We start from the raw sequence: 23,731 nt of genomic DNA, 5'->3' as shown, positions 1-23,731 counted from the left end.
TTTCATTGCCGTCCAGGTAGGCAACTTCGATGGTATCAAACCGCCGGGGATCTGCTGTCAAGTACCATTGCGCCAAACTGTCAGCATCAAGGACCGGCGTACCGGCGCCCCGTCCGCTCGCGCGCCGACGGGTCCGCGCGCTTCGCAGAGGACCGCCCATGACAGGCAGCCCGTCGTTGCCGCGGCGCCCCGCGGGCGCCCCCCGCCGCATTCAGTTCCGCAAGTTGAGCGGCACCCCGGTGAGCTCCCCGCCCACCGACGACCGGACGATCAGCGTCTCGCCGGCCTCCGGCGCCACCGCCGACTGCCGCTCCCGGAAGCGCCACGCCCCGGCTGCGTCCACCGCCGCCACGCCGACCCGGGTCACGCCGTCCGCGAGGTAGATCGACACCACGTTGGGCAGCGGGATGCTCGCGGTGCCCTCCACGTCCCACTCCCGCTTGCCCCGTCGGTACTGCGCCCGGGCCACGGTGAGCACGTCGGTGAAGGCCGACACCTCCACCACGTCCACCGCGGTGCCCCCGGGCCCGCTCACGGTGAGCTGGAAGACCAGCGTGGTGTCGAAGAGCGGGAAGGTGAAGCTCGGGTTGGCGGTGTCGGCGCCTGCCAGCGTCACGGGGGCGCCGCCGATCTGGGTCCAGGCGTACGCGGTCGTCCCCTGCGACGCAGTGCCGTCGAGGGTGACCTGCGTTCCCATCACCGCCACCTGGTCGGCTCCTGCGTCCGCCACCGGCGGCGCCACCGCCTGGACCACCACGTCGACGGTGTCGGTGGAGGGCCCGCCGGCGCCCTCGATCTGGAGCTGGAAGGTCAGGGTCGCTGCCTCCGCAGGCGCCACGAACGAAGGCCGCAGGGTGTCCGCGCCGAGGAGCACGACGGAGGGCCCGGCCAGCTGGGTCCAGGCTGCGGCGAGCATCGCGCCGGAGGAGGCGCTGCCGTTCAGGGTGACGATCTGCCCCTGCTGCGCCACGAGGTCGGCGCCCGCATTCGCCTGCACCGGCACCGGCGTGAAGCCGCCGGGGAGCGGCATCACCGGCTCGCTGTCGGAGCCGCCTGCGGAGGAGGTCACCGTGACGTAGGGCGGCGGCACCACCACGTCGGCGAAGACGCCGATGCCCGAGGCCAGGGGCCCGAAGCCCACTGCCTGCAACGTCGGCGGCACGGCCCGATCGCTCGAGTGGGCCTCGACGAGGAGCTGCCGCGCCACCGGATCCCACTCGGCCCGGAGGATGGTCACCTGGTCGCGTACCTGGACCGTCTTGCTCGAGGGCGGCACGTCGCTCTGGTTGGTGACGGTGACGGTCTGCGGGCGATCGCCGGTGAAGTCGACGTTGGCGATGTAGCGCGCCCCGTCGCCGACGAACGCGGTCAACGGAACACCGTCACCGCTCACCTCGATCTGCTGCCCGCCGGCGGAGCTCGCGAAGACCGAGAGCGTGCCGCCAGCGAGCTCGCCGCGGGCGTAGATCGCCCGGGGCACGTTCACGCCGCCGGTGGTGCTGATCCTGCCCTGCAGGTTGAAGAGCTGGGTCTCGATGCAGTTGACGTCGGGGACGAGATCGCCGTCGCTGTCGCAGAGGTTCGGCGATCCGGCGGTGCCGATCCCCGGCCCCTCGACGCGGAAGAAGTTGGTGCCGAAGGGGCTTCCGCTCACCGCGTGTGGCACGGCGGGATCACCGACGTAGCCTGCGGGCGCGTCGGCGATCGGGCTCCACTGCAGGAAGGGCCCGATCCGGCTCGTCATCGCCCCGTTGAAGTCGAGGGGGCCGCCGCCGATGTCCTCGGTGTAGTTGATCGCCCGATCGCCACCTGCGGCGATCTCGAAGACGTCCACGCCGAAGGGATGGGTCACGGTGTAGACGCCGGCCTGCAGCGCGTCGATGCGGATGCGGACGCGGCCAAAGGCGACCTGGTCGCCGTCGATCACCTCCTCCGCGGCCCAGGCGGCTTCGAGGGCGAGGGTGAGCGCGGCGTCGCCCGCACTGGTGGGGATGGCTGCCTCCGCCATCCACCAGAAGGCCTCCCCGGGAAAGTTGTCCGGGAAGGAGATCGGCCGGGTGGGATCGGGTACGTCGCCCGGCAGGAAGTTGCAGAGCGGGTTGGTGTGATCGAGGCAGAGCTCGAGGGTCTGCCCCTGCGCGTCCCGGTACCAGATCGGGAAGCCGTGGTCGCCGGTGGGCCCCACCTCGACCAGATGGCCCCCCGCCACGTGATCCGCCGCGGCGCTGCTGCCCCACATGCCCAGGCAGAGCGCCAGCCCGCCCCCAATCGCACGACCCCATCTTCCGGGACGCCGTCCCGGCACGATTCCCCTCATCGCAGCCCCCCTCCGCTCGGCTGTTCGTCCGCGCAGCCGTGCGAGCACTCGCTCGCCGTGTAAACGCTGTGCACGACAGGGGCCCACACCAGCCCCGCCGCTGCGCTCACCGGCTGGTGCGGCCCGTTCGGCGCCCCCGGGCGCGGGGCTGCCACCTCCCCCCACCCATGCGCAATTCGCGGCAGTCAACCCAAACGACTGACCGAGGTGCGCGATGGGGGGAAAGCGTGCCGGAGGGAGGGGCGTGCGCCTGCTGATCGCGGCGCTGCTCGCTCTCTTCGTCGCATCCATACCGACGGATGGCGGCGGAGCGAAGCGCCCCCGCCCACCGAAGGGGAATGGTCCCGGTGGGATCGAGCCACCGACGGCGCCGGCGCCGACCTGCGCGCGGACGCTGCGCGCGCAGGTCGTCGCCCTGGACCAGGTCTTCACCTACAACCGCTTCGGCGCCTTCAACCCGGTGGGCATGATCTACGCCCTCCGCCGGGACGTGGTGGCGATGGTTTCCGGCACCACGCCGGGCCCCGGCAACGTGCAGCTGCGTCCCGGCAAGCGGCCGCGGCCGCTCGTCCTGCGGATGAACGCCGAGGACTGCCTCGACGTGGAATTCACCAACTGGCTCTCCCCTACCGTCGGCGGTGGTGATGCACCTCGCACCCGCAGCGCCTCCTTCCACGTCAACGGCCTCGCCTACCGCGACGCAGGCGCCGACGGCGCGCACGTCGGCCGCAACACGAGCAGCCTCGCGGCGCCGGGCGAGACCCGCACCTACCGCTTCCACGCGGATCGGGAGGGCGTCTTCTTCGCCCACTCGATGGGCGCCACCGCAGGCAGCGAGGGCGACGGCGGCGCCACCGCCCTCGGCCTCTTCGCCGCTGTGGCGGTCGAGCCCGCAGGATCGGTCTGGTACCGCTCGCAGGTGAGCGCCGAGGACCTGCGCGCCGCCACCACCGGCGCCAACGAAGACGGCACGCCGCGCATCGACTACGACGCCCGCTACCCCGGCTCGCAGCTGCCGGTGCTGCGGATCCTCGACGACGCCCTCGAGATCGTCCACGGGGACCTCAACGCCATCGTCACGGGCTACCCGGCGCCGATCTTCGATGCCCCCTCCGCCTACGACGAGGGCCAGTTCCGCGAGTTCGTGATCCTCTTCCACGACGAGCTCAAGGCGGTGCAGGCCTTCGCCGAGCTCGACCTCGGCCCCTTCCACGGCGTGCGCGACGGCTTCGGGATCAACTACGGCGCCTCGGGGATGGGATCGATCCTCCTCTCGCAGCGCCGCAAGGTGGGCCCTGCCGCAGGCTGCGCGGAGTGCAAATTCGAGGAGTTCTTCCTGACCTCGTGGGCCAACGGCGATCCCGCCCTCAACGTGGAGCCCGACGCGCTGGGCAGGGCCGGCGCTGCGCTCTGGCCGGACGATCCCTCCAACGTCGCCCACTCCTATCTCGGCGACCCCGTCCGCCTCCGGAATCTGCACGCAGGGCCGAAGGAGACCCACGTCTTCCACCTCCACGGGCACCAATGGCTCCACAACCCGGGGAGCGACCTCTCCACCTATCTCGACTCCCAAACCCTCGGCCCCGGCAGCGCCTTCAGCTACGACGTGAACTACGGCGGCAGCGGCAACCGAAACTACACGCCGGGCGACGCGATCTTCCACTGCCACCTCTATCCCCACTTCGCCCAGGGGATGTGGGGCCTGTGGCGCAACCACGACACCTTCGAGGCGGGAACGCCGGACCGCTGGCTCCCCGACGGCGAGATCGCCGCCGGGACCCCGACGCCTGCGGTGGTGCCGATGCCCCGCAGGGCGATGCCGCCGCTGCCCACCTATGCCGAGACCACGGTGACGCTCCCCGACGGCACGAAGCAGCAGCGTCCGCCGATGCCCGGCTATCCCTTCTACCTGGCGGCGGAGCCGGGGCACCGGCCACCGCAGCCGCCCCTCGACATCGTCCGGGACGGCGGCTTGCCCAGGCACCGGGTCGCAGCGGTCCACGAGATCGCGCCGGGCGAGACGCTCCTCGACGCGGACGAGATCCTCGCTGCCGACCTGCTCGAGCTCCCGCAGAACGGCACCTCCGAGGAGCGGGCGGCGATGGATTTCCACGCGGGCCTCCACCCCGGCGCCGAGCGCAGGACCAACCGCTACGGCTGGCCTGCGGCTTCCTACCCCGCCTTCACGCCGGCTGGTGATCCGGCGCGATTCTACGTGAACGGGCAGCCGCCGCGGCCCGGCGCACCCTTCGCCGATCCCTGCCCGCCGGGAGCGCCGATGCGCACCTACCGGGCCAGCTACCTGCAGCTCGATCTCGTGGTGAACGAGACGGGCTGGCACGATCCGCAGGGCCGGCTCATCGTCCTCGACGATGACGTGGACGCGACCCTCAGCGGCGAACGGCCCCCGGAGCCCTTCTTCTTCCGGGCCAACTCCGGCGACTGCATCCAATTCGCTGCAACCAACCGGATGCCGGCGGAGCTGGAGGAGGACGATTTCCAGGTCCGCACGCCGACCGACACGGTCGGCCAGCACATCCATCTGGTGAAATTCGATCTCACCGCCTCCGACGGCTCCGCCAACGGCTGGAATTACGAAGACGCGACCTTCGCCGCGGAGGAGGTGATCGCGCGGATCGAAGCGGCGAACGTGGTGGGCGGGATCGTCGGGCCCGGCGGCAGGCGGATCCTCCATCCCACCAGGAGCAGCGGGCTGCCCGACGGCGCGCAGACCACCGTGCAGCGCTGGTGGGCCGATCCGCTCCTCAACGCCGCCGGCGACGACCGCACCATCCGCAGCGTCTTCACCCACGACCACCTCGCGCCCTCGTCCCAGCAGCAGCACGGCTTCTACGCGGGCCTCGTGATCGAGCCGGCTGGCGCCACCTGGCGCGATCCGGAGACGGGCGCCACCATGGGCACCAGGCCCGACGGCGGTCCCACCAGCTACCGCGCGGACATCCTCGTCGGCGGCGGCGGAAAGGAGAGCTTCCGGGAGTTCAACCTGGCGTTCGCCGACTTCGCCATCGTCTACGACGGCCACGGCGACCCGGTGAACCCGCCGACCTTCCGGGAGACGCGGCTCCCCTTCGCGGTGGAGCACGCGCCGGTTCGCGCCCCCGAGATCATCTCCACCGGCGATCCGGGCACCATGCTGATCAACTACGCGAACGAGCCGATTCCGCTGCGCATCGCCACGCGGGCGGGGAAGGACGATTGGCGCCTGAAGCCCGATGCGGCGGGGCGGATGGAGAACGTCTTCCGCTCCGACCTGCACGGCGATCCCTTCACCCCGGTGCTCCGCGGCTACGAGGGCGATCAGGTGCAGATCAACCTGATCCAGGGCGCGCAGGAGGAGCAGCACGTCTTCTCGGTCAACGGGCACCGCTGGGCACAGGAGATCTCGGACGGCGACGCGGGCTTCGTGAACGCCCAACCGATCGGGATCTCCGAGCACTTCGAGTTCCACCTGGCGGGCGGCCTGCAGCAGGTGAAGAACCTCCTCGGCACCGCCGACTACCTCTACCAGTCGACGCCCACCGACGATCTCTGGAACGGCATGTGGGGGATCCTCCGGGCCCACGGCGTGAAGCAGCCCGACCTCCTCCCGCTCCCCAACAACCCGCCGCCGTCCACGCAGCCGAACGCCGTGCACCCCTGCCCCGCAGGTGCGCCAAAGCGCGCGTACACGGTCCACGCGATCACGGCGAAGGGGAACCTGCCCGGCGGCAGGCTGGTCTACAACGAGCGCTTCGGCCTCTACGATCCCGACGCGATCCTCTTCGCCAGGGCCGAGCACCTGCCGGGCTTGCGCGCAGGGACCCGCAAGCCCGAGCCGCTGATCCTCCGGGCGAACGCTGGCGACTGCATCGCGGTGAAGGTGGTGAACGAGCTGCCGGCCTCGATCTCCAAGCTGCCCCATTGGAACTACAGCCCGCCGATCACCGAGCACTTCAACACCAACCAGGTGCCGATCTCGAGCCACGTCTCGCTCCACCCGCAGCTGGTGCAATACGACGTGAACCAGGCGGACGGACCGACGGTGGGCTTCAACCTGCAACAGGACGTGCAGCCGGGCGGCGTGCGCACCTTCGAGTGGTACGCGGGGGCGTACAAGCTCGGCGGCAAGGGCCGCGAGCGCCTCGAGGCGGTGCCCCTCGAGCTGGGCGCGATCAACCTGCGGAGCATGTCCGACGTGGTGAACCACGGCGTCCACGGCGCCTTCGGCGCCCTCGTCGTCGAGCCCGCAGGCGCCACCTGGGAGACCGATCCCGGCACCGACGCACAGGCCACCGTGCGCTACGTGGACAAGGAGGGCTACACCCGCACCTTCCGCGAGTTCGTCCTCGTCCTGCAGGACGAGGTGGCACTCCACAGCGACCGGCCGCAATTCCAATGCGGCGACGTGCGCCTCAACTGCGGCACCGCCCTGCGCAACTATGGCGGCGCCGACGACGCGGAGGACTCGGGGCACAAGGCGTTCAACTACCGGACCGAGCCCTTCTGGGCGCGGCTCGGGATCCCGCCGCAGGCGACGGAGGGTCTGGGCGACCTCGATCTCTCCGGCATCCTCTCCTCGGCCCACGGGGATCCCGAGACGCCGATCTTCCGGGCGAAGGCCGGCGACGCGGTCCGCTTCCGGATCCTCGCGCCTTCGGGGCACCCGCGGCAGCACGCCTTCACCCTCCACGGCCACGCCTGGGCGCGCTTTCCCTGGGCCGCCACCTCGGCGGGCGGCTGGATGGGCGACAACCTGCGCTCGTACGTGATCGGAACCCAGGGCGGCGTGAGCGCGATGACCGCCTGGAACGCCAACCTCCTCGGCGGCGCAGGCGGCAGGTGGAAGGTCGCGATCGACTACCTCTACCGCGACCAGGCGAGCATGCAATTCGGCAACGGCCTCTGGGGCCTGCTCCGGGTGGAACCATGAAGACGAGATTCTGGATCGCCTTGCGGCTCGGGCTGCCCGCCCTCCTCGCCGTGGTGGCCGCGGTGCTGATCGTGCGCGAGGGGCTCGAGACGCCCGAGCGGATCGACGCCGCGGCCGTGCGGGTGGAGCACGGGGGGCTCGCCGTCGACTTCCGGCTGCGGCCCATCGGCGGCGCTACCGCAGGGCCGCTCCACGCACGGGGCGAGGCAGAGGTGGAGCTCGGCTTCACCGACGCGAAGACTGGCGCGGCGCTGCCGGGGCTGCGGCCCCTGGCCTGGATGGACCGGGGCGATCACCCGACCGACGCCGCCGCCTGCACCGACCGGATCCGCGGGCACCTCGCCGGCCTCCTCGCCACCAGGGCCGACGTCGACCTGAACGGCTACCTGGTCCTCACCCGCAACGACGACAACACCCTCGCCGTGATCAACCCGCAGATCGCCTTCGGGCGGACCAAGCTCGAGGCGGTGATCACCCTGGGCGGCAAGAGCGCCGACTGGGCGATCACGGAGGAGGCGATCTGGATCACCCTGCCAGCGGTCGACCGGGTCACGGTGGTCGATCCCCGGCGGCTGCGGGTCGATGGCAGCATCGGCGTGGGCGACGCCCCCGGCCCGATCGCCGTGGCGCCCGATGGAAGCCTCTGGGTCGGCAACGAGGGCGACGGGACGGTCTCGGTGATCGATCCCGAGACGCGGCGGGTCCGCGGCACGGTCGCCGCAGGTGGCGGCGCGCAGCGCCTCGCCTTCCACGCGGAGAGCGGCACCGCCTACGTGGCGGGCAGCGGCGACGAGGGGCTGCGCGTGGTCGACCTTGCGAGCCTCGAGAGCCGCGCCGAGCTGCCGGTGGGCAGGGATGCGGTCGCGGTGGCGGCGAGCAGCACCGCCCGGGCGATCTACGTGGCACGGCGCGCCGGCGAGGTCATCGAGATCGATCCCTTCCGCCACCGGATCACCCGGCGCATCCCGGTGGATCCCGGCGTCTCCGCGCTGGCGGTGGTGCCCGGGGGCCGCTGGGTGCTGGTGGCGAGCGCCGACGCGGGAACGGTGGCGGCGATCGACGCCTCCTCCGGTGCCGTCCGCCACACCTTCGCCGGCCTCGCGCAACCTGCAGGCTTTGCCTTCAGCGAGGATTACGTCTACGTGCGCAGCGCCGCCACCGCACAGCTCGGCCTCCTCGACCGGGCCGGCTTCGGGACCGCCGCCGGGCCGCGGCTGGTGGAGGTGATGGCTGGGCAATTCGCCCCGGGGCCTTCCGGCGCGATCGCCGCCCTTCCCGAACCCGGATCGGTCCTCGTCGCCAACCCGGCGGACAAGGCGCTCTACCTCTACACCGAGGGGATGATGGCGCCGATGGGCACCCACCGGACCTACGGCAAGACGCCGGTGGCGCTGGCGGTGCTCGATCGATCGCTGCAGGAGGTCGCCGGCGGAAGGCACCGGGCGACGGTCCCGCTGCGCGGCGGGGGGCGCTATACGGTCTCGCTCCTCACCGACAGCCCGCGCACGGCGATCTGCTTCACCTACGACGTGGAAGGGGTGCCGTCGATCGAGCCCGAGGCGCCCGCCCTCCACTTCGCCGCGCGCTTCGACCAGACGAAGCTCCTCGAGGCCGGAACGGCAGCGACCCTTCCCTTCGAACTCCGTGCGCCGGGCGGCGCGGCGATCGAAGCGGCGCAGATCGGCAGCCTCGTCTACCGGCTCCCGGGCACGCACCAGCTCCGCCCGGCGGTGGAGCGCCGGGGCGATGGCTACGCGATCTCCTTCACGCCGCCTGCGCCGGGGCGCTACCGGCTCCTCGTCGCCGGACCCGGCACCAGCCTCGGCGATCTGCCGCCGGTGGAGTTCGGCGTCGCCGCCGCACCGAACCCTGCCACCGCGGGAAACGAGCCCCGATGATCCACCTCCTCCTCGTCGCCCTCCTCCTCCTCCCCGCAGCAGCCCGCGCGACCGACGCGATCCGGAGCGAGCCTGCAGCGGAGGTACGGATCCCCGACGTCGTCCTCCTCGATCAGGACGGCACCGCCGTCGACCTGCAGGCGCTCCTCCGGGATCGCACCGTCGCCATCAACTTCGTCTTCAGCACCTGCACGACGATCTGCTCGCCGATGACGGCGGTCTTCGCCAGGCTGCAGCGGGAGCTGGGTACCCGCGGGCGCAGCGACGTGGCGCTCGTCTCGATCTCCCTCGATCCCGCCACCGACACGCCTGCCCGCCTGAAGCGCTGGGCCGATTCCTTCGGCAGGCGCGAGGGGTGGACCTTCCTCACCGGCGACCGCGACAAGGTGGCGGCGGCGCTGCGGGGGCTCGGCGGCCATGTCCCCGATCGCAACCGGCACGCGCCCTGGGTGCTGATCGGCGACACCGGCACCGGCACCTGGCGCAAGGTCCTCGGCCTCGCCTCGCCGGAGCGGCTGGTGCAGGAGATCGAGGGGCTGCGCGCAGGCCAGGCGGTTGCGTCGGCAGAGGAGGCGGCACGCCGGTGGTTCACCGACAGGCCCGTGGTCGATCAGCACGGCAAGCGCCACCGCTTCTACAGCGATCTCGTCCGGGGCCGGATCGTGCTGGTGAACTTCGGCTTCACCGAATGCCAGGGCGCCTGCCCGCCGATCGCCGCCAACCTCGCCAGGGTACAGAAGCTCCTCGGCGATCGGGTGGGCGGCGAGGTGCGGATCCTCACCGTCTCGGTCGATCCCGAACGCGACAGCCCCGCGGCCCTCACCACCTATGCGCAGCGCTTCGGGGCGAAGGCCGGCTGGTTCTTCCTCACCGGCGAGCGGGAGAACGTCGACGCGATCCGCCAGCGCCTCGGCGACGTGACGAAGGATCGCGACGCCCACCCGACCACCCTCTTCATCGGCGACACGCGCACCGGCAACTGGATCCGCGCGATGGCCACCGCGCCTGCGGAGCAGATCGCCGAGGCGGTGCTCCACCTCAACGACGAATGAGACGCGCCGCCGCCCTCTTCCTCCTCCTCGCCGCCTGCTCGGCCTCGTCACCGGCCCCGGTCGATCCCGACGCGCCGCTCTCGGTTGCTGCCCGCGCCGGCAAGGCGATCTACCAGCGCGGCCTCGCCGGCGATCGTCCCGTGGCAGGGAAGCTCGCGATCGGCGTCGCCCTCGAGGGAGCCGCCGCTGCCTGCGCCCGCTGCCATGGCGCGGATGGCAGCGGTTCCAGCGAGGGGGGCCGGGTGGCGCCGGCGCTCCTGCCCCACCTGCTCTTCGGCCAGCGGGGCTACGATCGCGCGGCGCTCGCGAGGGCGCTGGGCGACGGCGTCGATCCGGCGGGGCGGCCCCTCGATTCGCTGATGCCGCGCTATCGACTCGAAGGAGCGGCGATAGACGCCCTCCACGCCTACCTGCAGCGCCTCGCCACCGACGTCGATCCCGGCGTGGAGGCCGATCGGATCCACGTCGGCACGGTGCTGCCCGCCGGGCGCGCAGGGAAGGCGGTGCTGCAGGCCCTGGAGACTGCGGTGGCGGAGGTGAACGCCGCAGGCGGGATCTACCGCCGGAGGCTGGTGCTGGTGCTGGCCTCCGATCCCGGGGCAATCGCCGAGGAGGTCCTCGTCCTCGTCGCCCCGGCGGCGACTGTGCTTCCGGCCTCGGTGCCGGCGATCGGCCCGCTCCTGCCGCGGGAGGAGGATCCCCTCGGGCTCACCTTCGATCTCGTCCGGGCGCCTGCAGCGAGCGCGGCGGAGGCGACCGCCGCGATCGAGGTCCTCGCCGAGGCCCTGCGCCGCGCAGGCGCCAGGCCGACCCGGGCGGCGGTGGTCCGCGCCCTCGAGTCGCTCCACCGCTTCGAGACGACGGGGCTGCCGCCCCTCGGCTTCGGCCCCAACCGCCGCCTCGGAATCAGGCAGCCTCCACCCGGTCCCGCCGCACCCGCAGCACCGCCCACGCCAGCAGCAGCAGCCAGAGCAACCCGATGACCACGTAGAGCGTCCGGATCACCGGGAGCCCGACGCCCAACGCGCGGAGCGCGGTGTGGAGGTTGGTGAGCGCGATCACGCCGCCGGCGGCGGTGCCGAGGAGCCGCGGGTGGAGTTTGCGCACCAGCCAGGCGGCGAAGGGCGCGGCGATCACGCCGCCGGCGAGGAGCGCCCCCACATAGAGCCAGGGCACGGGCTCGTCCGCCATCCCGATGAGAAAGCCCGCGCTCGCGGCGCTCGCCACGAGGAACTCGCTGGTGTCGATGGTGCCCACCGCCTTGCGCGGCTCGATCCGCCGCGACGCCAGCAGGCTCGAGGTGCCGAGGGGCCCCCACCCGCCGCCGCCGGCGGCGTCGAGGAAGCCGGCCACGATCCCGAGAGGGGCGAGGAAGCGGCCGCCGAGACGCCTGCCCAGGCGCAGCTGCATCTGGCGCATGGTGGCGTAGCGCACGACGATGTAGGCGCCCATGGCGAGGAGGAAGAGGGCCATCCACGGCCGGGCCAGTGCAGGGTCGAGGCTGGTGAGCGCATAGGCGCCGAGTGCGGCCCCGATCGCCCCGGGCACACCGAGCCAGCCGACGACCCGCCATTCGACGTTGCCGAAGCGCTGGTGGGCCGCTGCGGAGACCACCGTGGTCCCGACCTCGGAGAGGTGGGTGATCATCGAGGCGAGCGCGGGGCTGAGGCCGATGGCGAGGAGCAGCGTGGCGGTGGTCGCGCCGTAGGCCATCCCGAGCGAGCCATCGATGAATTGCGCGAGCAGACCGACGAGTCCGATGAAGACGACCTGCTGCATCCGGCGGCTCCCTTCGGGGGTCGCGCAAAGATGGGGGGCGGCCCTGTCGGGGACAAGGGCCGAGGGGCGGGCTGCCGGCAGGGGCGGGAGGGCCCGCCTCCCCGTCAGTGGAGCCGCTTGCGGGCTTCCTGCTCGAGCACCGCGGGATCGAAGGAGTCGTCCTCGACGAGCCCCTCCTCTCCCGGCACCGCCAGCGCCTCCGGCACGGTGTTCTGCGCCTCGTTCGCCGGCGGGGCGCCGAGGAGCTTGCGGGCATGCTCCGCCAGCGCCGCCCGGCTCGGCGGCGCTGCGAGCTGCGGCAGCACCGGCGCATCGTCGAGCTGCCACTTCTCGTAGGGCGCGTCGTCGCCAGCAGGGAGCTCCTCGACGAAGCGAGAGGGCTTCATCAGCACCCGCTCGCCGTCGCGCGGCGCAGCGAGCATCGGGTAGCAGAGGTAGAGCTCGTCCTTGGCGCGGGTGGCGGCGACGTAGAAGCAGCGGCGCTCCTCCTCCTCGCCTGCCACGTCCTTGAGCGCCGGCGCCGAGGGGAAACGACCGTCGGCGAGCCAGGCCACGAAGACCACCCGCCACTCCAACCCCTTGGCCTGGTGGACGCTGGAGAGGGTGAGGTACTCGTCGGGATCGGTCCCCTCCGCCACCTCCTCCGCGGAGAACTCGCTGAGGAGCGAGACCTCGCCGAGGAAGGCGCCCACGTCGGGAAATTGCAGCGCGTACTCGCCGAGCTGGCGGATGTCGTCGGCCCGGGAGTCGCCGTTGAGAAACTGGGCCTTGAGGTAGTCCTCGTAGCCACCTGCCAGCACCGCGTCGATCGCCGAGGCGGGGGCGTTGAGCCTGCCCGGCCCCGCCACGTCGTGGAGGGTGCGCTTGCAGCGATCCCAGCCGGGCCTGCCCTTGCGCGGCACCAGCTCGGTGAGCTCGGGTCGCAGGAGGATGTCCCGGGGCTGGAGCCTGGTGGTCTCGCCGAGGGATCGATAGGCCTGCCACAGGGCGTCGGCGGTCCCCGAGCCGATGCCGGGGAAGAGCTTCACCAGCCGCTTGAAGGCAAGCTCGTCGTTGGGGTTCACCGCCACCCGCAGGAAGGCGAGCGCGTCCTTGATGTGGGCCTGCTCGAAGAAGCGCACCCCGCTGCGGATCACGAAGGGGATCCCGCGCCGCGAGAGCTCGATCTGGATCTCCATCGACTGGTGGTGCGCCCGGTAGAGGACGGCGATCTCCTTGAGCGGCACCCCCTCGTCCCGGAGCTCCAGCACCCGCTGCGCGATGAAGGAGGCCTGCTGTACCGCATCGCGCGCAGGCACCAGCGCCGGCAGCACCGCCCCCGGCTCGCGCCGCGAGAGGAGCTCCTTGGGATATTGGCGGGTGTTGCAGGCGATGGAGCGGTTGGCGAGCGCGAGGATCTCGGGGCTCGAGCGGTAGTTCACCGTGAGCTTGTGGATCTGGCAACCGGCGTAGCGCGCCGGGAACTCGAGGATGTTGGAGAAGTCGGCGCCGCGGAAGGAGTAGATCGACTGCGCGTCGTCGCCGACCACGGTGAGGTTGCGGTGGCCCGCCGCCATCAGGTCGATGAGATCGCCCTGGAGCCGGTTGGTGTCCTGGTATTCGTCGACGAGGATGCAGCGGTAGCGGTCCTGGAGGTAGGAGCGCACCTGCGGGTGCTCGGAGAGCAGCAGCTTCCAGTGGAGCAGCAGGTCGTCGAAGTCCATCAGGTTCATCTGGACCTTGCGCTCGACGTAGCGGCTGCAGGCGCGGAGGATCTCCTCGGTCAGCGAGCCGAATTGCGGCCGCTTGTCGATCACCACCTGCGCCAGCGGCTTCTGGGTGTTGATCGCCGTGGAGTAGAGATCCACCACCACGTCCGCCTTGGGAAAACGCTTCTGCCCCACGGCGAAGCCCAGCTCCGCGATGCAGCTCGACATCAGATCGGCCTGGTCCTCCCTGTCGAGGACGCCGAATTTGTCGTCGAAGCCGAGCAGCGGCGCGTGCTCCCGGAGGAGCTGGAAGCCCACGTGGTGGAAGGTGCCGCCGGTGATCCGGCGCACGTCGATCCCGGGGATCGCCGAGACCAGCTGCCCTGCCCGCTTGAGCATCTCGCGGGCGGCGCGGTTGGTGAAGGTGAGGAGCAGGATCTGCTCCGGCGGGATCCCCGACTCCAGCATCCGGGCGAGGCGGTAGACCAGGGTGCGGGTCTTGCCCGAGCCGGCACCGGCGATGACGAGGGTGGGCCCCGGCGGCGCCTCGACCACCGACAGCTGCTCGTGGTTGAGCGCTGCGGCGTAGTCGATGCGGAAGGTGGGGACGACGGGCGCTGCGGCCTTGAGCTGGTAGCGACGGGTAGCCATAGGATGCTGAACGGGCGTTGCCGACGATATCGGTCGGGAGCCGCCCGGTCAATCGAAGGCCGCTGCTCGCCGTTTCAATCCAACGCGAGCGGCAGGGCGAAACGGAAGGTCACCGACCGGCCCGGCTCCGTCTCCACCCAGATCCGACCGCCGTGGGCTTCCACCAGCCCCCTGGCGATGTAGAGCCCGAGGCCGAGCCCCCGGATCCGGGAGCGGCGCGCCGCGTCGGTGCGGTGGAAGCGGCGGAAGATCGCCCCGAGCTCGTCCACCGGCAGGCCGCCGCCCTGGTTGGTCACGCCGACCACCGCCTCGCTGCCGTGGCGGTCGATCTGCACCAGGATCGGGCTGCCGGGCAGGCTGTACTTCGCCGCGTTGGAGAGCAGGTTGCCGAGGACCTGCTCGAAGCGCTCGGGATCGAGCTCGAGGGGCTCGAGGGACTCCCCCTGCTCCACCTGCACCGGGTGATCCTGCAGCTCACCGGCCAGGCGCTCGACCACCTCCCCCACCAGCGCGGCGAGATCGGTGGGCTGCCGCTCCAGCGCGAGCTGGTTCGACTCGAGCCGGGAGGCCTCGAGCAGATCGGCGGTCATCCTGCCGAGGCGCTTCGCCGCCGCGACGATGTGGACCACCTTCGCCCGGAGGTGCTGCGGCAGATCGGGATGCTCGGCGAGGACGCTGGCGAAGCCGGCGATGCTGGTGATCGGCTGCCGGAGGTCGTGGGTGATGAGCGAGGTCCACTGCTCGCGCATCCGCTCCAGCTCCTTGAAGGGGCTGATGTCGTCGAAGGTGACGACCGCGCCTGCCTGGCGCCCCGCAGCGTCGACGATCGGCCCGGCGCTGATCACGATCGGGATCTGCGTCCCGTCGAGGCGCCGGAGCTGCGCCTCCTCCATGCTCACCCGCTCGCCACGCAGCGCCCGGCTCGACGGGAGATCGTGGAGCGCGATCGGTGAGCCGTCCGCGTGGAGAAGCCTGCCTGCCACCACCTTCCGGGCCCGGACCGGATCGACCGCATGGCCGAGGAGCTCCGCCGCCCGCCGGTTGGCCGTGATCCGCTCGTCCCCCTCCTCCATCTCGAAGAGGAGGATCCCCACCGGCGAGCGCTCGATCACCGAGAGGAGCCAGCTCCGCTCGTCCTCGCGCTGGAGGAGGAGCTGCTCGCGGACCCCTGCCTCCCGTGCCCTGGCGGTGATGTCCACCGCGGCGCAGGCGACGCCGGTGATCGCGCCCCAGGGATCCCGCACCGGATCGACGGCCATCTGGTAGGTGCGCTGCTGCCCCCGCACCGTGACCGTCACCTCCGCGTGGGAAGGCTCGCCGGTGTCGAGGACCCGCTGCTTGAGCATCTGCAGGCGGAGCGCCTCGGCTGGGAGCACGAGGTCGAAGTCGGTGCGGCCGGTGATCTCCTCCGGGCGGTGGTAGCGCGGCCGGTGGATCCAGGTGTAGCGCAGGCTCCGATCCTGGGTGGAGAGGATCACCGGCGCGTTGGCGAGGGCTGCCTCGAAGCGTTCCTCCCGCGCCCTGGTGCGGTTCTCCTCCCGGGCGAGGAGGCCGATCTCGGAGCGGAGGCGCTCGACCTCGAGGCGGCCTGCAGCCAGCGTGGCGAAGCGGCGGAGCTGCAGGGTGGCGCCGCCTGCGAGCGGGCATCCCGAGACGAGGAGCTCGCCGTGGGGCTGCTTTCCGAAGCGGAGCTGCAGGCGCGTGGCCTCGTGGGCAGCGCCGACGCAGCAGGCCGGGCGCTCCTCCGGCGCGGCGCCGCCGCTGGTGCATGCCGCCAGGACCTCGCCGGTGCCGGAGACCCAGCGGACCTCCACGTGGGCTGCCTGTGCGAGGCGACGCGCCTGGGTGGCGATGGTCTCGAGGAGCACGGCGCCACGGGCCTCCACGTCGAGGGCGTGGGCCGCGTACCAGAACTCGTCGACGGGGGTGGTGCAGAGCAGGCGGTGGAGCGCGCCGCCGGCGACGGCGATCAGGCTGGAGAGCGAGGGAGCCGGCGCGCCGTCGGCGAGCCAGCCGATCCTGGCGGCGCCGCCGTCGAGACTCTCGAAGGCGGTCCCAGCCACCTCGCCGCCGCTGCGCAGCGCCGCCTCCAGCTCCGCGGGCAGGCCCCGCATGCCGACCAGGGCGAGCTGGCCGTCGCGGCGGAGGAGGACGTGGGCGCCGTGCAATCCCATGCTCTCCAGCGCATCGAGGGTGGTCGCGGTCCAGGCGGTGAGATCGGTCGAAGCGGCGAGCGCTGCGAGGGTGACGATGCTCGGCTGCCGCCGCCGCTCGAAGCGGGCCTCGTTCTGCTCCGCAACCGGCGCTGCCGGGCGTTCCACCTCCGGTGCAACGCCATCGGCCACAGCCTCCCGCATGCCCCTGCCTTTCTCGCGAAACGTCGGATGTTCTCCAAGGATGGCCCATGCGAAGCAGCAGGGAAAGCTCCCGCGCGGGTTCCCGCACGCAGCGTGGACCCCTCCCTCACCGCGCGCTGCCACGCTCCCGTGGGATGATCTGCGGCGCCGTCGCCTTGAGGAGCACACCGATCCGGCGGCCTTCGCCGAGGGCGAGCGCAGCAGCTGCACCGGCGGTGACGCGGGCGCGCAGCGAGACGCCGCCTGCGCGCAGGGAGACCAGCAGCCCACGCTGCAGCGCCTCGACCGAGCACACCTCCGCGAGGAAGGCGTTGCGCGCGGAGGCCATCGGCGGTGGCGGCTCGCAGAGGACGAGGGCGCTCCCGTCGAAGGCCACCCACCCCGGCCCCTCGAAGGAGCCAGCGACGTGGAAGGTGAGGCCTTCGCGCCGGAAGGTGGAGAGCCCGCCGGCAGCAGGGACGAAAGTGCCGGAAAGCAGGTTGTCGACGTGGAGGAAGGTGGCGACGGCGGCGCTCGGCGGCTGGGCGAAGATCCGCTCCGGCGGACCGCTGGCGGCGATCCTGCCATCGAGCAGCACCGCCAGGTGGCCGGCGAGGCGGAAGGCCTCGTCGAAGTCGTGGGTGACGTGGAGGATGGGCGCGCCGCCGAGGCGCGCGGGGAGCGAGGCGAGGAGCGGCAGCAGCGCCTCGCGGGAGGCGGGGTCGAGGGCGCCGAGGGGCTCGTCGAGAAGAAGGAGCGCGGGGCGGATCGCCAGCGCCCGGGCCAGCGCCACGCGCATCGTCTCCCCGCCGGAGAGGTGGCGCGGGTCGCGGCCCGCGAGGTGGGCGGCGCCCACCGCCTCGAGGCTCTCGGCGACGCGGCGGTCCCGCTCGGTGCGGGGCACGCCGAATCCGACGTTGCCGGCGACGGAGAGATGGGGAAAGAGCAGGCCGCCCTGTGGCACGAGGCCGATGCGGCGCCCTTCGGGCTTGCAGGCGAGGATCTCCACGTCGCCGAGGCGGGCGCTTCCCGTGGCGGGCAGCGCGCCGGCGAGGGCCCGGAGCAGCGTGCTCTTGCCGGCGCCCGAGGGGCCGAGGAGCGCGCCGTACCCGCCTGCAGGCAATTCCAGGTCGACGGGGCCGACGGGGAAGCCACCCGCTTCCACCCGGAGCTGCTCGAGGCGCAGGCCGCTCATGGGCCGCGCCTCTCGAGCAGCGCCGCCGCGCCGACGAGGACCACCGCGACAGCGACGAGGATCAGCGAGAGCCCGAGGGCCTGCCCGTCGTCCTCCGCCTTGAAGGCGGCATAGACCGCGAGCGGCAGGGTTCGGGTGGCGCCGGGGATGCTGCCCGCCACCATCAGCGTGGCGCCGAACTCGCCGAGGGCCCTGCCCACGGCGAGCGCGGTACCGGTGAGGAGGCCCGGGGCGGCGAGCGGCAGCGTGACGCGGAAGAGCGTCGCCGCGCTGCCGGCGCCCAGGGTCCTGGCCAGGGCGGCGTACCTGCCGTCGATGGCGGAGAGCGCCGGGCGGGCGGCGCGGAGGAAGAGCGGGAAGGCGACCACGGCGCCGGCGACCGCGGCCCCCTGCCAGGTGAGGACGAGGCCGAGGAAACCCAGGGGCCCGTCCTCGCCGAGGAGCGCCGCCAGGGCGAAGCCGGTGACGGTGGGCGGGAGCACCAGCGGGGTGAGGAGGAGCGCCTCGACGAAGGGGCGCAAGGGGCTCTGCCAGCGGGCGAGGAGGAACGCAGCGGGTAGCCCGGCGCCGAGGGCGAGGAGCGTGGCGAGGCCCACCACCCGCAGGGTGACGGCGGCGGCGCTGGCGCCCTCCCCCGTGCCGATCGCGGCCCAGAGCCCGAGGCCGCCGATCGCAGCTGCGGTGGCGAGGGCTGCTGGGCGGGCGCGGGACTGCACGGCGATCCTTTCCGGGGCTGGGGCGCGGATGGTACACCGGCCGCCCGGAGGACGAGATGGCAGAATTTTCGGCAGAGGCGGTGGCTGCAGCCCTCGGCGAGCGCTGGGAGGAGTACCTGCAGGCGGGCGAATCCTTCGAGGCGGCGATCGACACCGAAGGCACCGAGGCCCGGGTGTCGATCACGCTGGTCGACGCCGACGGCGCCACGCGGCACGAGTTCGAGGTCAAGGCGCCGCAGCGGGTCGGCGGCGCCGGCGGCTCGGTCGAGGTCGCCATGGACGCTGCCGACGCCCTCGTCGGCCAGTGGCTCGAGGAGGGGCGGCCGCGGCTCCCCGGCGTCGCCGCTGCCCGGGAGTACGAGGGGACGCCGGTGGTGGTGACGATGCGGCTCGTCCACCCGCGCCTCCAGGCGGAGGCGGATCGCCTCCTCGGCGACGAGGGCGACGACGAAGGTGGCCTCGACGCCTAAGGTGCCGGCGCCACCGCGGTGACGAGCCCGGTGAACCAGGCGTCCACCACGCAGCCGTCGCTTCCGTAGGAGGGCAGCTGGACCGCACCGTGGAGCGCAACGACGGTTTCGCCCACCTGCGTCCTGCCGCCAGAGGGCAGCAGGCTGCCGTCGGGTAGCTCGAGGGCGAGCAGCTCGCCCCGCCCCGCCGGTTGGCCGCAGGTCATCCCGGCGCCGGTGTCCGGGAAGGCGCAGCCGGGGACGAGCGCGAGATCGAGCGTGCCGAAGAGCGGCGGGAGTGCGTCGGGGTAGACGAAATCCTGGTTCGCCCAGAGCGCCAGCCGGATGCTGCCCTGCAACATGTGCCAGCCATGGGATGGGGCGGCGATCTCGACGGATTCGCCCACCTCCAGGCCGGCGGGGATCGGCTCGGGCCAGCGGAAACGTGCCGTGCCGCGATCGGCCAGGGCGACGACGATCTCGTCGTGGCCCAGCTGCTCGATGGTCCCGCTGGTGGTCTCGGTGGCAGGGGCGCCCTCGAACCGGATGCCGTAGCCGCCGATCCCCTCGTCCAGGAACGTGCGGGCGTCGTCGTACGCGGCGCGATCGCACCACTGCACCGCTTCGTCCGGGCGCCATTCCGCCGTGGCGACGAGGCGGAAGAGGACAGGCGCCGCCATGGCACTGCGCTCGACGCAGCCGCCGCCCTCCCACGTCCCGGGGTCGCCGTCGCTGCCCGTGGGAAGGGCGAGGCCGCCGTGGTTCGCGATGGTCCACGCCCCTACCGTCGCCGATTCGCCCGGGTGCACCATCCGCTCCTCGCCGAACCAGTCGATTCCCAGGGCGATCGCCGTGCCGCGGCTGGTCTGGCAGGAGGGCTCGTAGAGGAGTGCGGGGCCGCCGCCGGGGGGCGGCCCGGCACGCAGGCTCGGCGCGTACTCCTCGACCGAGTGGATGGCGAGGCCGAAAGTCTCCGAGCGCAGCGACTGCCACCCGTAACTCTGCTCGAAGCGCACGGTCTCGGCGATCGCAAAGCCCGCGGGCAGCGGCCCGGGCCAGCCGAAGACGTGGAAGCCGTCGTCGAGCCTGAGAGTGATCGACTCGGCGTCGAGGGCAATGATCACGCCGTCGCCGTCGGGCACGTGGTCGAGATGCAGGGCGCCGACGCGGCGCTGGAGCGCCTCGAGATCGGCGTGGGCCGCCGCCTCCACCGCCGGCGCGCAGGCCTGCTCCATTCCGAGCCAACAGACGATGTCCGGCTCACCCTCGTCCGCCTCGCTGCCACACGCGGCGAGCACGGCGATCCCGGCCAGCAGCAGCGTGCGCCTCATCACTCGACCGGTGCCTCGGCGAGGACGCAGCGCCGCTGCACCTCGTCGCAGCGGGCAGCATTGGCGACGAAGTGCGGGCAGCCGCCGTACTCGCAATCCGGGCAGTCCTCGAATTCCTCGGAGAGGCGCCGCGCCTCCGCATGGAAAGCATCCAGGTCCCGTGAGGCGTTGACGGCATGGCCGCACCGCAGGGGATCGAGGCACGTGCTCTCCCCGGGAATCCCGAGCGGCTCCACCACCACGCACTCGTCGCCGGGCTCGCAGATCGCGTACTCGTCGCGGAGGGCGGCAGCCTCCTCCTCCAGGCTTTCGCAGTCGCTGTCGCATCCGAGCAGAAGCAGGCCGCCGGCGGCGAGCGCCGCGAGAATCGAGAAACGTGTCATGTCCCCTCCAGCCCGGCAGACTAGCCGGGCGGGGCGCGTCGGGTAAGAGGCGCAGCGCACTTGCCGTATTCGCGGACGAATACACGCCCGCTCGTGCCCGCGCGGGTTCGAGAGCCTTCAGCGGCCGTCGTGGATCACCCGCCCCGCGACCACCGAGAGCAGCACCGCCGCGTCGAGGATTGCCCGGGGCTCCACCGCCAGCGGATCCCGGTCGAGCACGGTGAGGTCCGCCCGGTAGCCCGGCGCGATCCGCCCCAGCTCGCCTTCGGCGAAGGCGGCGAAGGCGGCGCCGGTGGTGAAGCCGCGCAGCGCCTCCGCTGCAGAGATGCGCTCGTGGGGATGGAAGCCGCCCGGTGGGTGACCCCGCTCGTCCTGCCGGGTGATCGCAGCGTAGAGCCCCTTGCGCGGATCCGGCGACTCGATCGGGAAATCGCTGCCGAGGGCGAGGCACGCACCGGCGTCGAGAAAGGAGCGCCACGCGTAGGCGCCTTCCATCCGGCCCCTGCCGATCCGCGCCTCGACCCACGGCATGTCGCTGGTGCAATGGGTCGGCTGCATCGAAGCGATCACGCCGAGGCCCGCCGCGCGGGAGACGTCGGCAGGCCGGAGGATCTGCGCGTGCTCGAGGCGCGGCCGATCCGCCGCGCGCAGGCCCACCGCGGCGAAGCCGTCGAGCACGTCGGTGTTGGCGCGATCGCCGATGGCGTGGACCGCGAGCTGGAAGCCCGCCTCGTGGCTCTGCCGGAGGAGCTCCCGGAAACGCGCCGGCGCGAAGAGGGTGAGGCCGCGGTTGCCCGGCTCGTCCGCGTAGGGCTCGTGGAAGGCGGCGCCCCTGCTGCCCAGCGCGCCGTCGAGGAGGAGCTTCACGCAGCGGATCGCGAGGTTCTCTCCCTGCCACGGTCCCCGCTCGCGCCAGGGCTCGAAGGTGTGGGCCTTGCCGCCATCGACCATCGCGTAGATCCGCAGAGGCAGCCGGCCCTGCGCGTCGAGACGCTGCAGCGTGGCGAGGGTCGCCGCGTCGTCGCCGGCGTCGTGGACGCCGGTGAGGCCGACCCGGGCGCAGGCAGCGCAGGCGGCGAGGATCCGCGCCTCCCGCTCGGCCTCGGTGAAGGGCGGGATGCAGCGCGCCACGAGCTCCATCGCCGTGTCGACCAGCACGCCCGTCGGCGCGCCGCTCCCGTCCCGGACGATCCTGCCGCCGGGCGGATCGGCGGTCGCGCCGTCGATCCCCGCGAGGCGCAGCGCTTCGCCGTTGGCCCAGGCCGCGTGGCCGTCGATGCGGGTGAGCCAGACCGGCCGCCCGGGCACCGCCGCGGAGAGGGAGCGCTGGTGGGGGAAGGCGCCGCCGGGCCAGCGGCTCTGATCCCAGCCGAATCCCCGCAGCCAGCCGGCGCCCTGCCCTGCGACACGCGCCACGCGCTCCACCACCTCGGGCTCGCTCGCGCTGCCGGTGAGGTCCACCTCGGCGAGGAAGATTCCGAGTCCCAGCACGTGGGCGTGCGCATCGGTGAGCCCGGGCAGCACCACCGCACCGCCCAGATCGATTCGCTCGCCGTCGGCGTGCGGCGCACACTCGCTCTCGGTCCCCACCGCGACGATCCGCCCCTTCGCGATCGCCACCGCCTCGGCGACGGGCCTGTTCTCGTCCTGCGTGATCACCCGGGCGTTGCAGAGCAGCATCGGCATCTCCTCCGCTGCCCAAGACACCGCTTCCCGCTGGCTGCCGCAAGCACGAACGCCGCAAGCCGCAGCTCGAAACGAACGACGCGGGCGCCCGGCTCGCCACCGGGGCCCGCGTCGTCCTGATGATCCGGCGGTCGCGCTCAAGAGACCCGTGCCGTCCGCTGCCAGGTCACCTTCTGGGTCCGCCGCACGTAGCGTACGAAGCCCTGTGCCATGCCGACGTTCATCTCCACGAAGTAGCGCGCGATCGACGCCAGCTTGCCGATCGGCCCCGGCAGCCGCACCGCGAAGCCGATCACCGCCAGCCAGTAGAAGAGCATCTGCACCGCGAAGGTCGCCTGGTAGAGCGGCCGGTGGAGCAACGAGAGGTTCGCCAGGAAGGCGAAGGCCAGCAGGAAGGGCACCAGCCAGCGCAGCAGCTTGTGCGAGAAGAAGGCGAACGCCGCGAAGCCGTGCTTCGGGTGGAGCAGATCGCCCACAAGCCCCAGCGACTGGAAATTGCCCGCGGCGATCCGAACCCGGCGGATCCGCTCCTTGGCGTAGTCCTCGGTGGTCTCCTCGATCGCCACCGCCTCCGGGTCGTAGATCACCTGGTAGCCCCGCTGCAGACAGCGCATCGCGATGACGAAGTCGTCGACGATGGTGTTGGGCGGCAGCGGCGTGAAGAGCTTCTTGCGGATGGCGTAGAGCCCGCCGTTGGCGCCGAGGACGGCGCCGCGCTTCCCCTCGTGGAGCTTGAGGAAGGACTCGTAGACCCAGTAGGCGCTCTCCTCGTAGCCGCTCTTCTTCGGGTTGTAGAGCCGCAGCCGCCCGCAGACCGCGCCGATCCTCGGATCGCGAAAGTGGCGCACCAGCTTCCGGATCGAGTCCCGGTCGAGCATGGTGTTCGCGTCGGAGAGGACGACGATGTCGCCGGTGGCGGTGGGGATGGTGCGGTTGAGCACCCCCACCTTGCCGCTCCGCTGCCGGCTCGAGTCGAGGCGGATCCGCCGATCCTCGCATGCGGCGACGATCTCGTCGGTGCCGTCGTCGGATCCGTCGGAGCCGATCACCACCTCGATCTTCTCGGCCGGGTAGTCGAGGGCGAGGCTGTTCTGCACCTTCTCCCCGATCACGTCGGCTTCGTTGTAGGCCGCCACCACCACCGAGACCGACGGCAGCGCGAGCGGCTCCGCCGGGCTGCGGCGGTCACGGCCGCCGGCCACGTAGCGCAGGTCGGCGACCGCTCCCCTGGCAGCTTCGAGCGCGACCAGCACCAGCGGATAGAACAGGTAGGTGTGCAAGACGCCCAGTGCACACAGCCAGAAGATCAGCTCCACCATC

The 23,731-nt window shown here is 72.3% G+C and carries 15 protein-coding genes; 5 read left to right on the top strand and 10 right to left on the bottom strand.

Features of this window, described 5'->3' with window-relative positions:
* Positions 1–211 precede the first annotated feature (211 nt).
* On the bottom strand, positions 212–2,317 hold the full coding sequence (locus ACESMR_RS15910) for a PKD domain-containing protein (RefSeq protein WP_373048086.1): 2,106 nt from the start codon (positions 2,315–2,317) through the stop codon (positions 212–214).
* 244 nt (positions 2,318–2,561) lie between these two features.
* Here ACESMR_RS15910 and ACESMR_RS15905 point away from each other — a divergent pair, with 244 nt between their 5' ends.
* From ACESMR_RS15905 to ACESMR_RS15890, 4 genes are read left to right on the top strand one after another with little or no spacing between them, the layout of a single operon-like run.
* Positions 2,562–7,247, top strand: coding sequence for a copper oxidase (locus ACESMR_RS15905; RefSeq protein WP_373048085.1), 4,686 nt, complete (start codon positions 2,562–2,564; stop codon positions 7,245–7,247).
* A complete protein-coding gene (locus tag ACESMR_RS15900; RefSeq protein ID WP_373048084.1) occupies positions 7,244–9,145 on the top strand; it encodes a YncE family protein in 1,902 nt (633 codons plus the stop codon). The genes ACESMR_RS15905 and ACESMR_RS15900 overlap by 4 nt, the downstream gene beginning before the upstream one ends.
* A complete protein-coding gene (locus ACESMR_RS15895; RefSeq protein ID WP_373048083.1) occupies positions 9,142–10,197 on the top strand; it encodes an SCO family protein in 1,056 nt (351 codons plus the stop codon). Before ACESMR_RS15900 ends, ACESMR_RS15895 begins: the two co-directional genes overlap by 4 nt.
* Entirely contained in the window at positions 10,194–11,180 is a 987-nt protein-coding gene (locus ACESMR_RS15890) for a c-type cytochrome (RefSeq protein WP_373048082.1), read from the top strand. The genes ACESMR_RS15895 and ACESMR_RS15890 overlap by 4 nt, the downstream gene beginning before the upstream one ends.
* Here ACESMR_RS15890 and ACESMR_RS15885 read toward each other — a convergent pair.
* The 5 genes from ACESMR_RS15885 to ACESMR_RS15865 all read right to left on the bottom strand — a co-directional run bounded on the left by ACESMR_RS15885 (position 11,104) and on the right by ACESMR_RS15865 (position 18,562).
* Positions 11,104–11,976 (bottom strand): sulfite exporter TauE/SafE family protein, encoded by an 873-nt coding sequence (locus ACESMR_RS15885; protein ID WP_373048081.1) that lies wholly within the window; start codon positions 11,974–11,976, stop codon positions 11,104–11,106. The genes ACESMR_RS15890 and ACESMR_RS15885 overlap by 77 nt on opposite strands.
* Positions 11,977–12,080: 104 nt before the next feature.
* Positions 12,081–14,315 carry an ATP-dependent helicase gene (locus ACESMR_RS15880; RefSeq protein WP_373048080.1) on the bottom strand — a complete coding sequence of 745 codons (2,235 nt, stop codon included), beginning with the start codon at positions 14,313–14,315 and terminating at the stop codon, positions 12,081–12,083.
* A 74-nt stretch (positions 14,316–14,389) separates the two neighbouring features.
* Positions 14,390–16,672, bottom strand: a complete 2,283-nt coding sequence (locus ACESMR_RS15875) for a sensor histidine kinase (protein WP_373048079.1) — start codon at positions 16,670–16,672, stop codon at positions 14,390–14,392.
* Between the two features lie 106 nt (positions 16,673–16,778).
* Positions 16,779–17,846: an ABC transporter ATP-binding protein gene (locus ACESMR_RS15870; protein WP_373048078.1), complete on the bottom strand. Its 1,068-nt coding sequence runs from the start codon at positions 17,844–17,846 to the stop codon at positions 16,779–16,781.
* The gene (locus ACESMR_RS15865) at positions 17,843–18,562 is read right to left on the bottom strand and encodes a molybdate ABC transporter permease subunit (RefSeq protein ID WP_373048077.1); all 720 of its coding nucleotides are present in this window, start codon (positions 18,560–18,562) and stop codon (positions 17,843–17,845) included. The genes ACESMR_RS15870 and ACESMR_RS15865 overlap by 4 nt, the downstream gene beginning before the upstream one ends.
* A 56-nt stretch (positions 18,563–18,618) precedes the next feature.
* Here ACESMR_RS15865 and ACESMR_RS15860 point away from each other — a divergent pair, with 56 nt between their 5' ends.
* Entirely contained in the window at positions 18,619–19,032 is a 414-nt protein-coding gene (locus ACESMR_RS15860; RefSeq protein WP_373048076.1) for a hypothetical protein, read from the top strand.
* Here ACESMR_RS15860 and ACESMR_RS15855 read toward each other — a convergent pair.
* From ACESMR_RS15855 to ACESMR_RS15840, 4 genes are all read right to left on the bottom strand, one after another.
* Positions 19,029–20,342 (bottom strand): hypothetical protein, encoded by a 1,314-nt coding sequence (locus tag ACESMR_RS15855; protein WP_373048075.1) that lies wholly within the window; start codon positions 20,340–20,342, stop codon positions 19,029–19,031. The genes ACESMR_RS15860 and ACESMR_RS15855 overlap by 4 nt on opposite strands.
* Complete coding sequence (locus ACESMR_RS15850; RefSeq protein ID WP_373048074.1) at positions 20,342–20,725, bottom strand: hypothetical protein; 384 nt, start codon at positions 20,723–20,725, stop codon at positions 20,342–20,344. The genes ACESMR_RS15855 and ACESMR_RS15850 overlap by 1 nt, the downstream gene beginning before the upstream one ends.
* Positions 20,726–20,842: 117 nt before the next feature.
* On the bottom strand, positions 20,843–22,405 hold the full coding sequence (locus tag ACESMR_RS15845) for an amidohydrolase (protein WP_373048073.1): 1,563 nt from the start codon (positions 22,403–22,405) through the stop codon (positions 20,843–20,845).
* A 143-nt stretch (positions 22,406–22,548) separates the two neighbouring features.
* Positions 22,549–23,730, bottom strand: a complete 1,182-nt coding sequence (locus ACESMR_RS15840; protein WP_373048072.1) for a glycosyltransferase family 2 protein — start codon at positions 23,728–23,730, stop codon at positions 22,549–22,551.
* Position 23,731 lies beyond the last annotated feature (1 nt).

Source organism: Vulgatibacter sp., assembly GCF_041687135.1.
In the GTDB taxonomy this organism is placed as follows: domain Bacteria; phylum Myxococcota; class Myxococcia; order Myxococcales; family Vulgatibacteraceae; genus JAWLCN01.
This window is presented reverse-complemented; position numbering and strand designations above follow the sequence as displayed.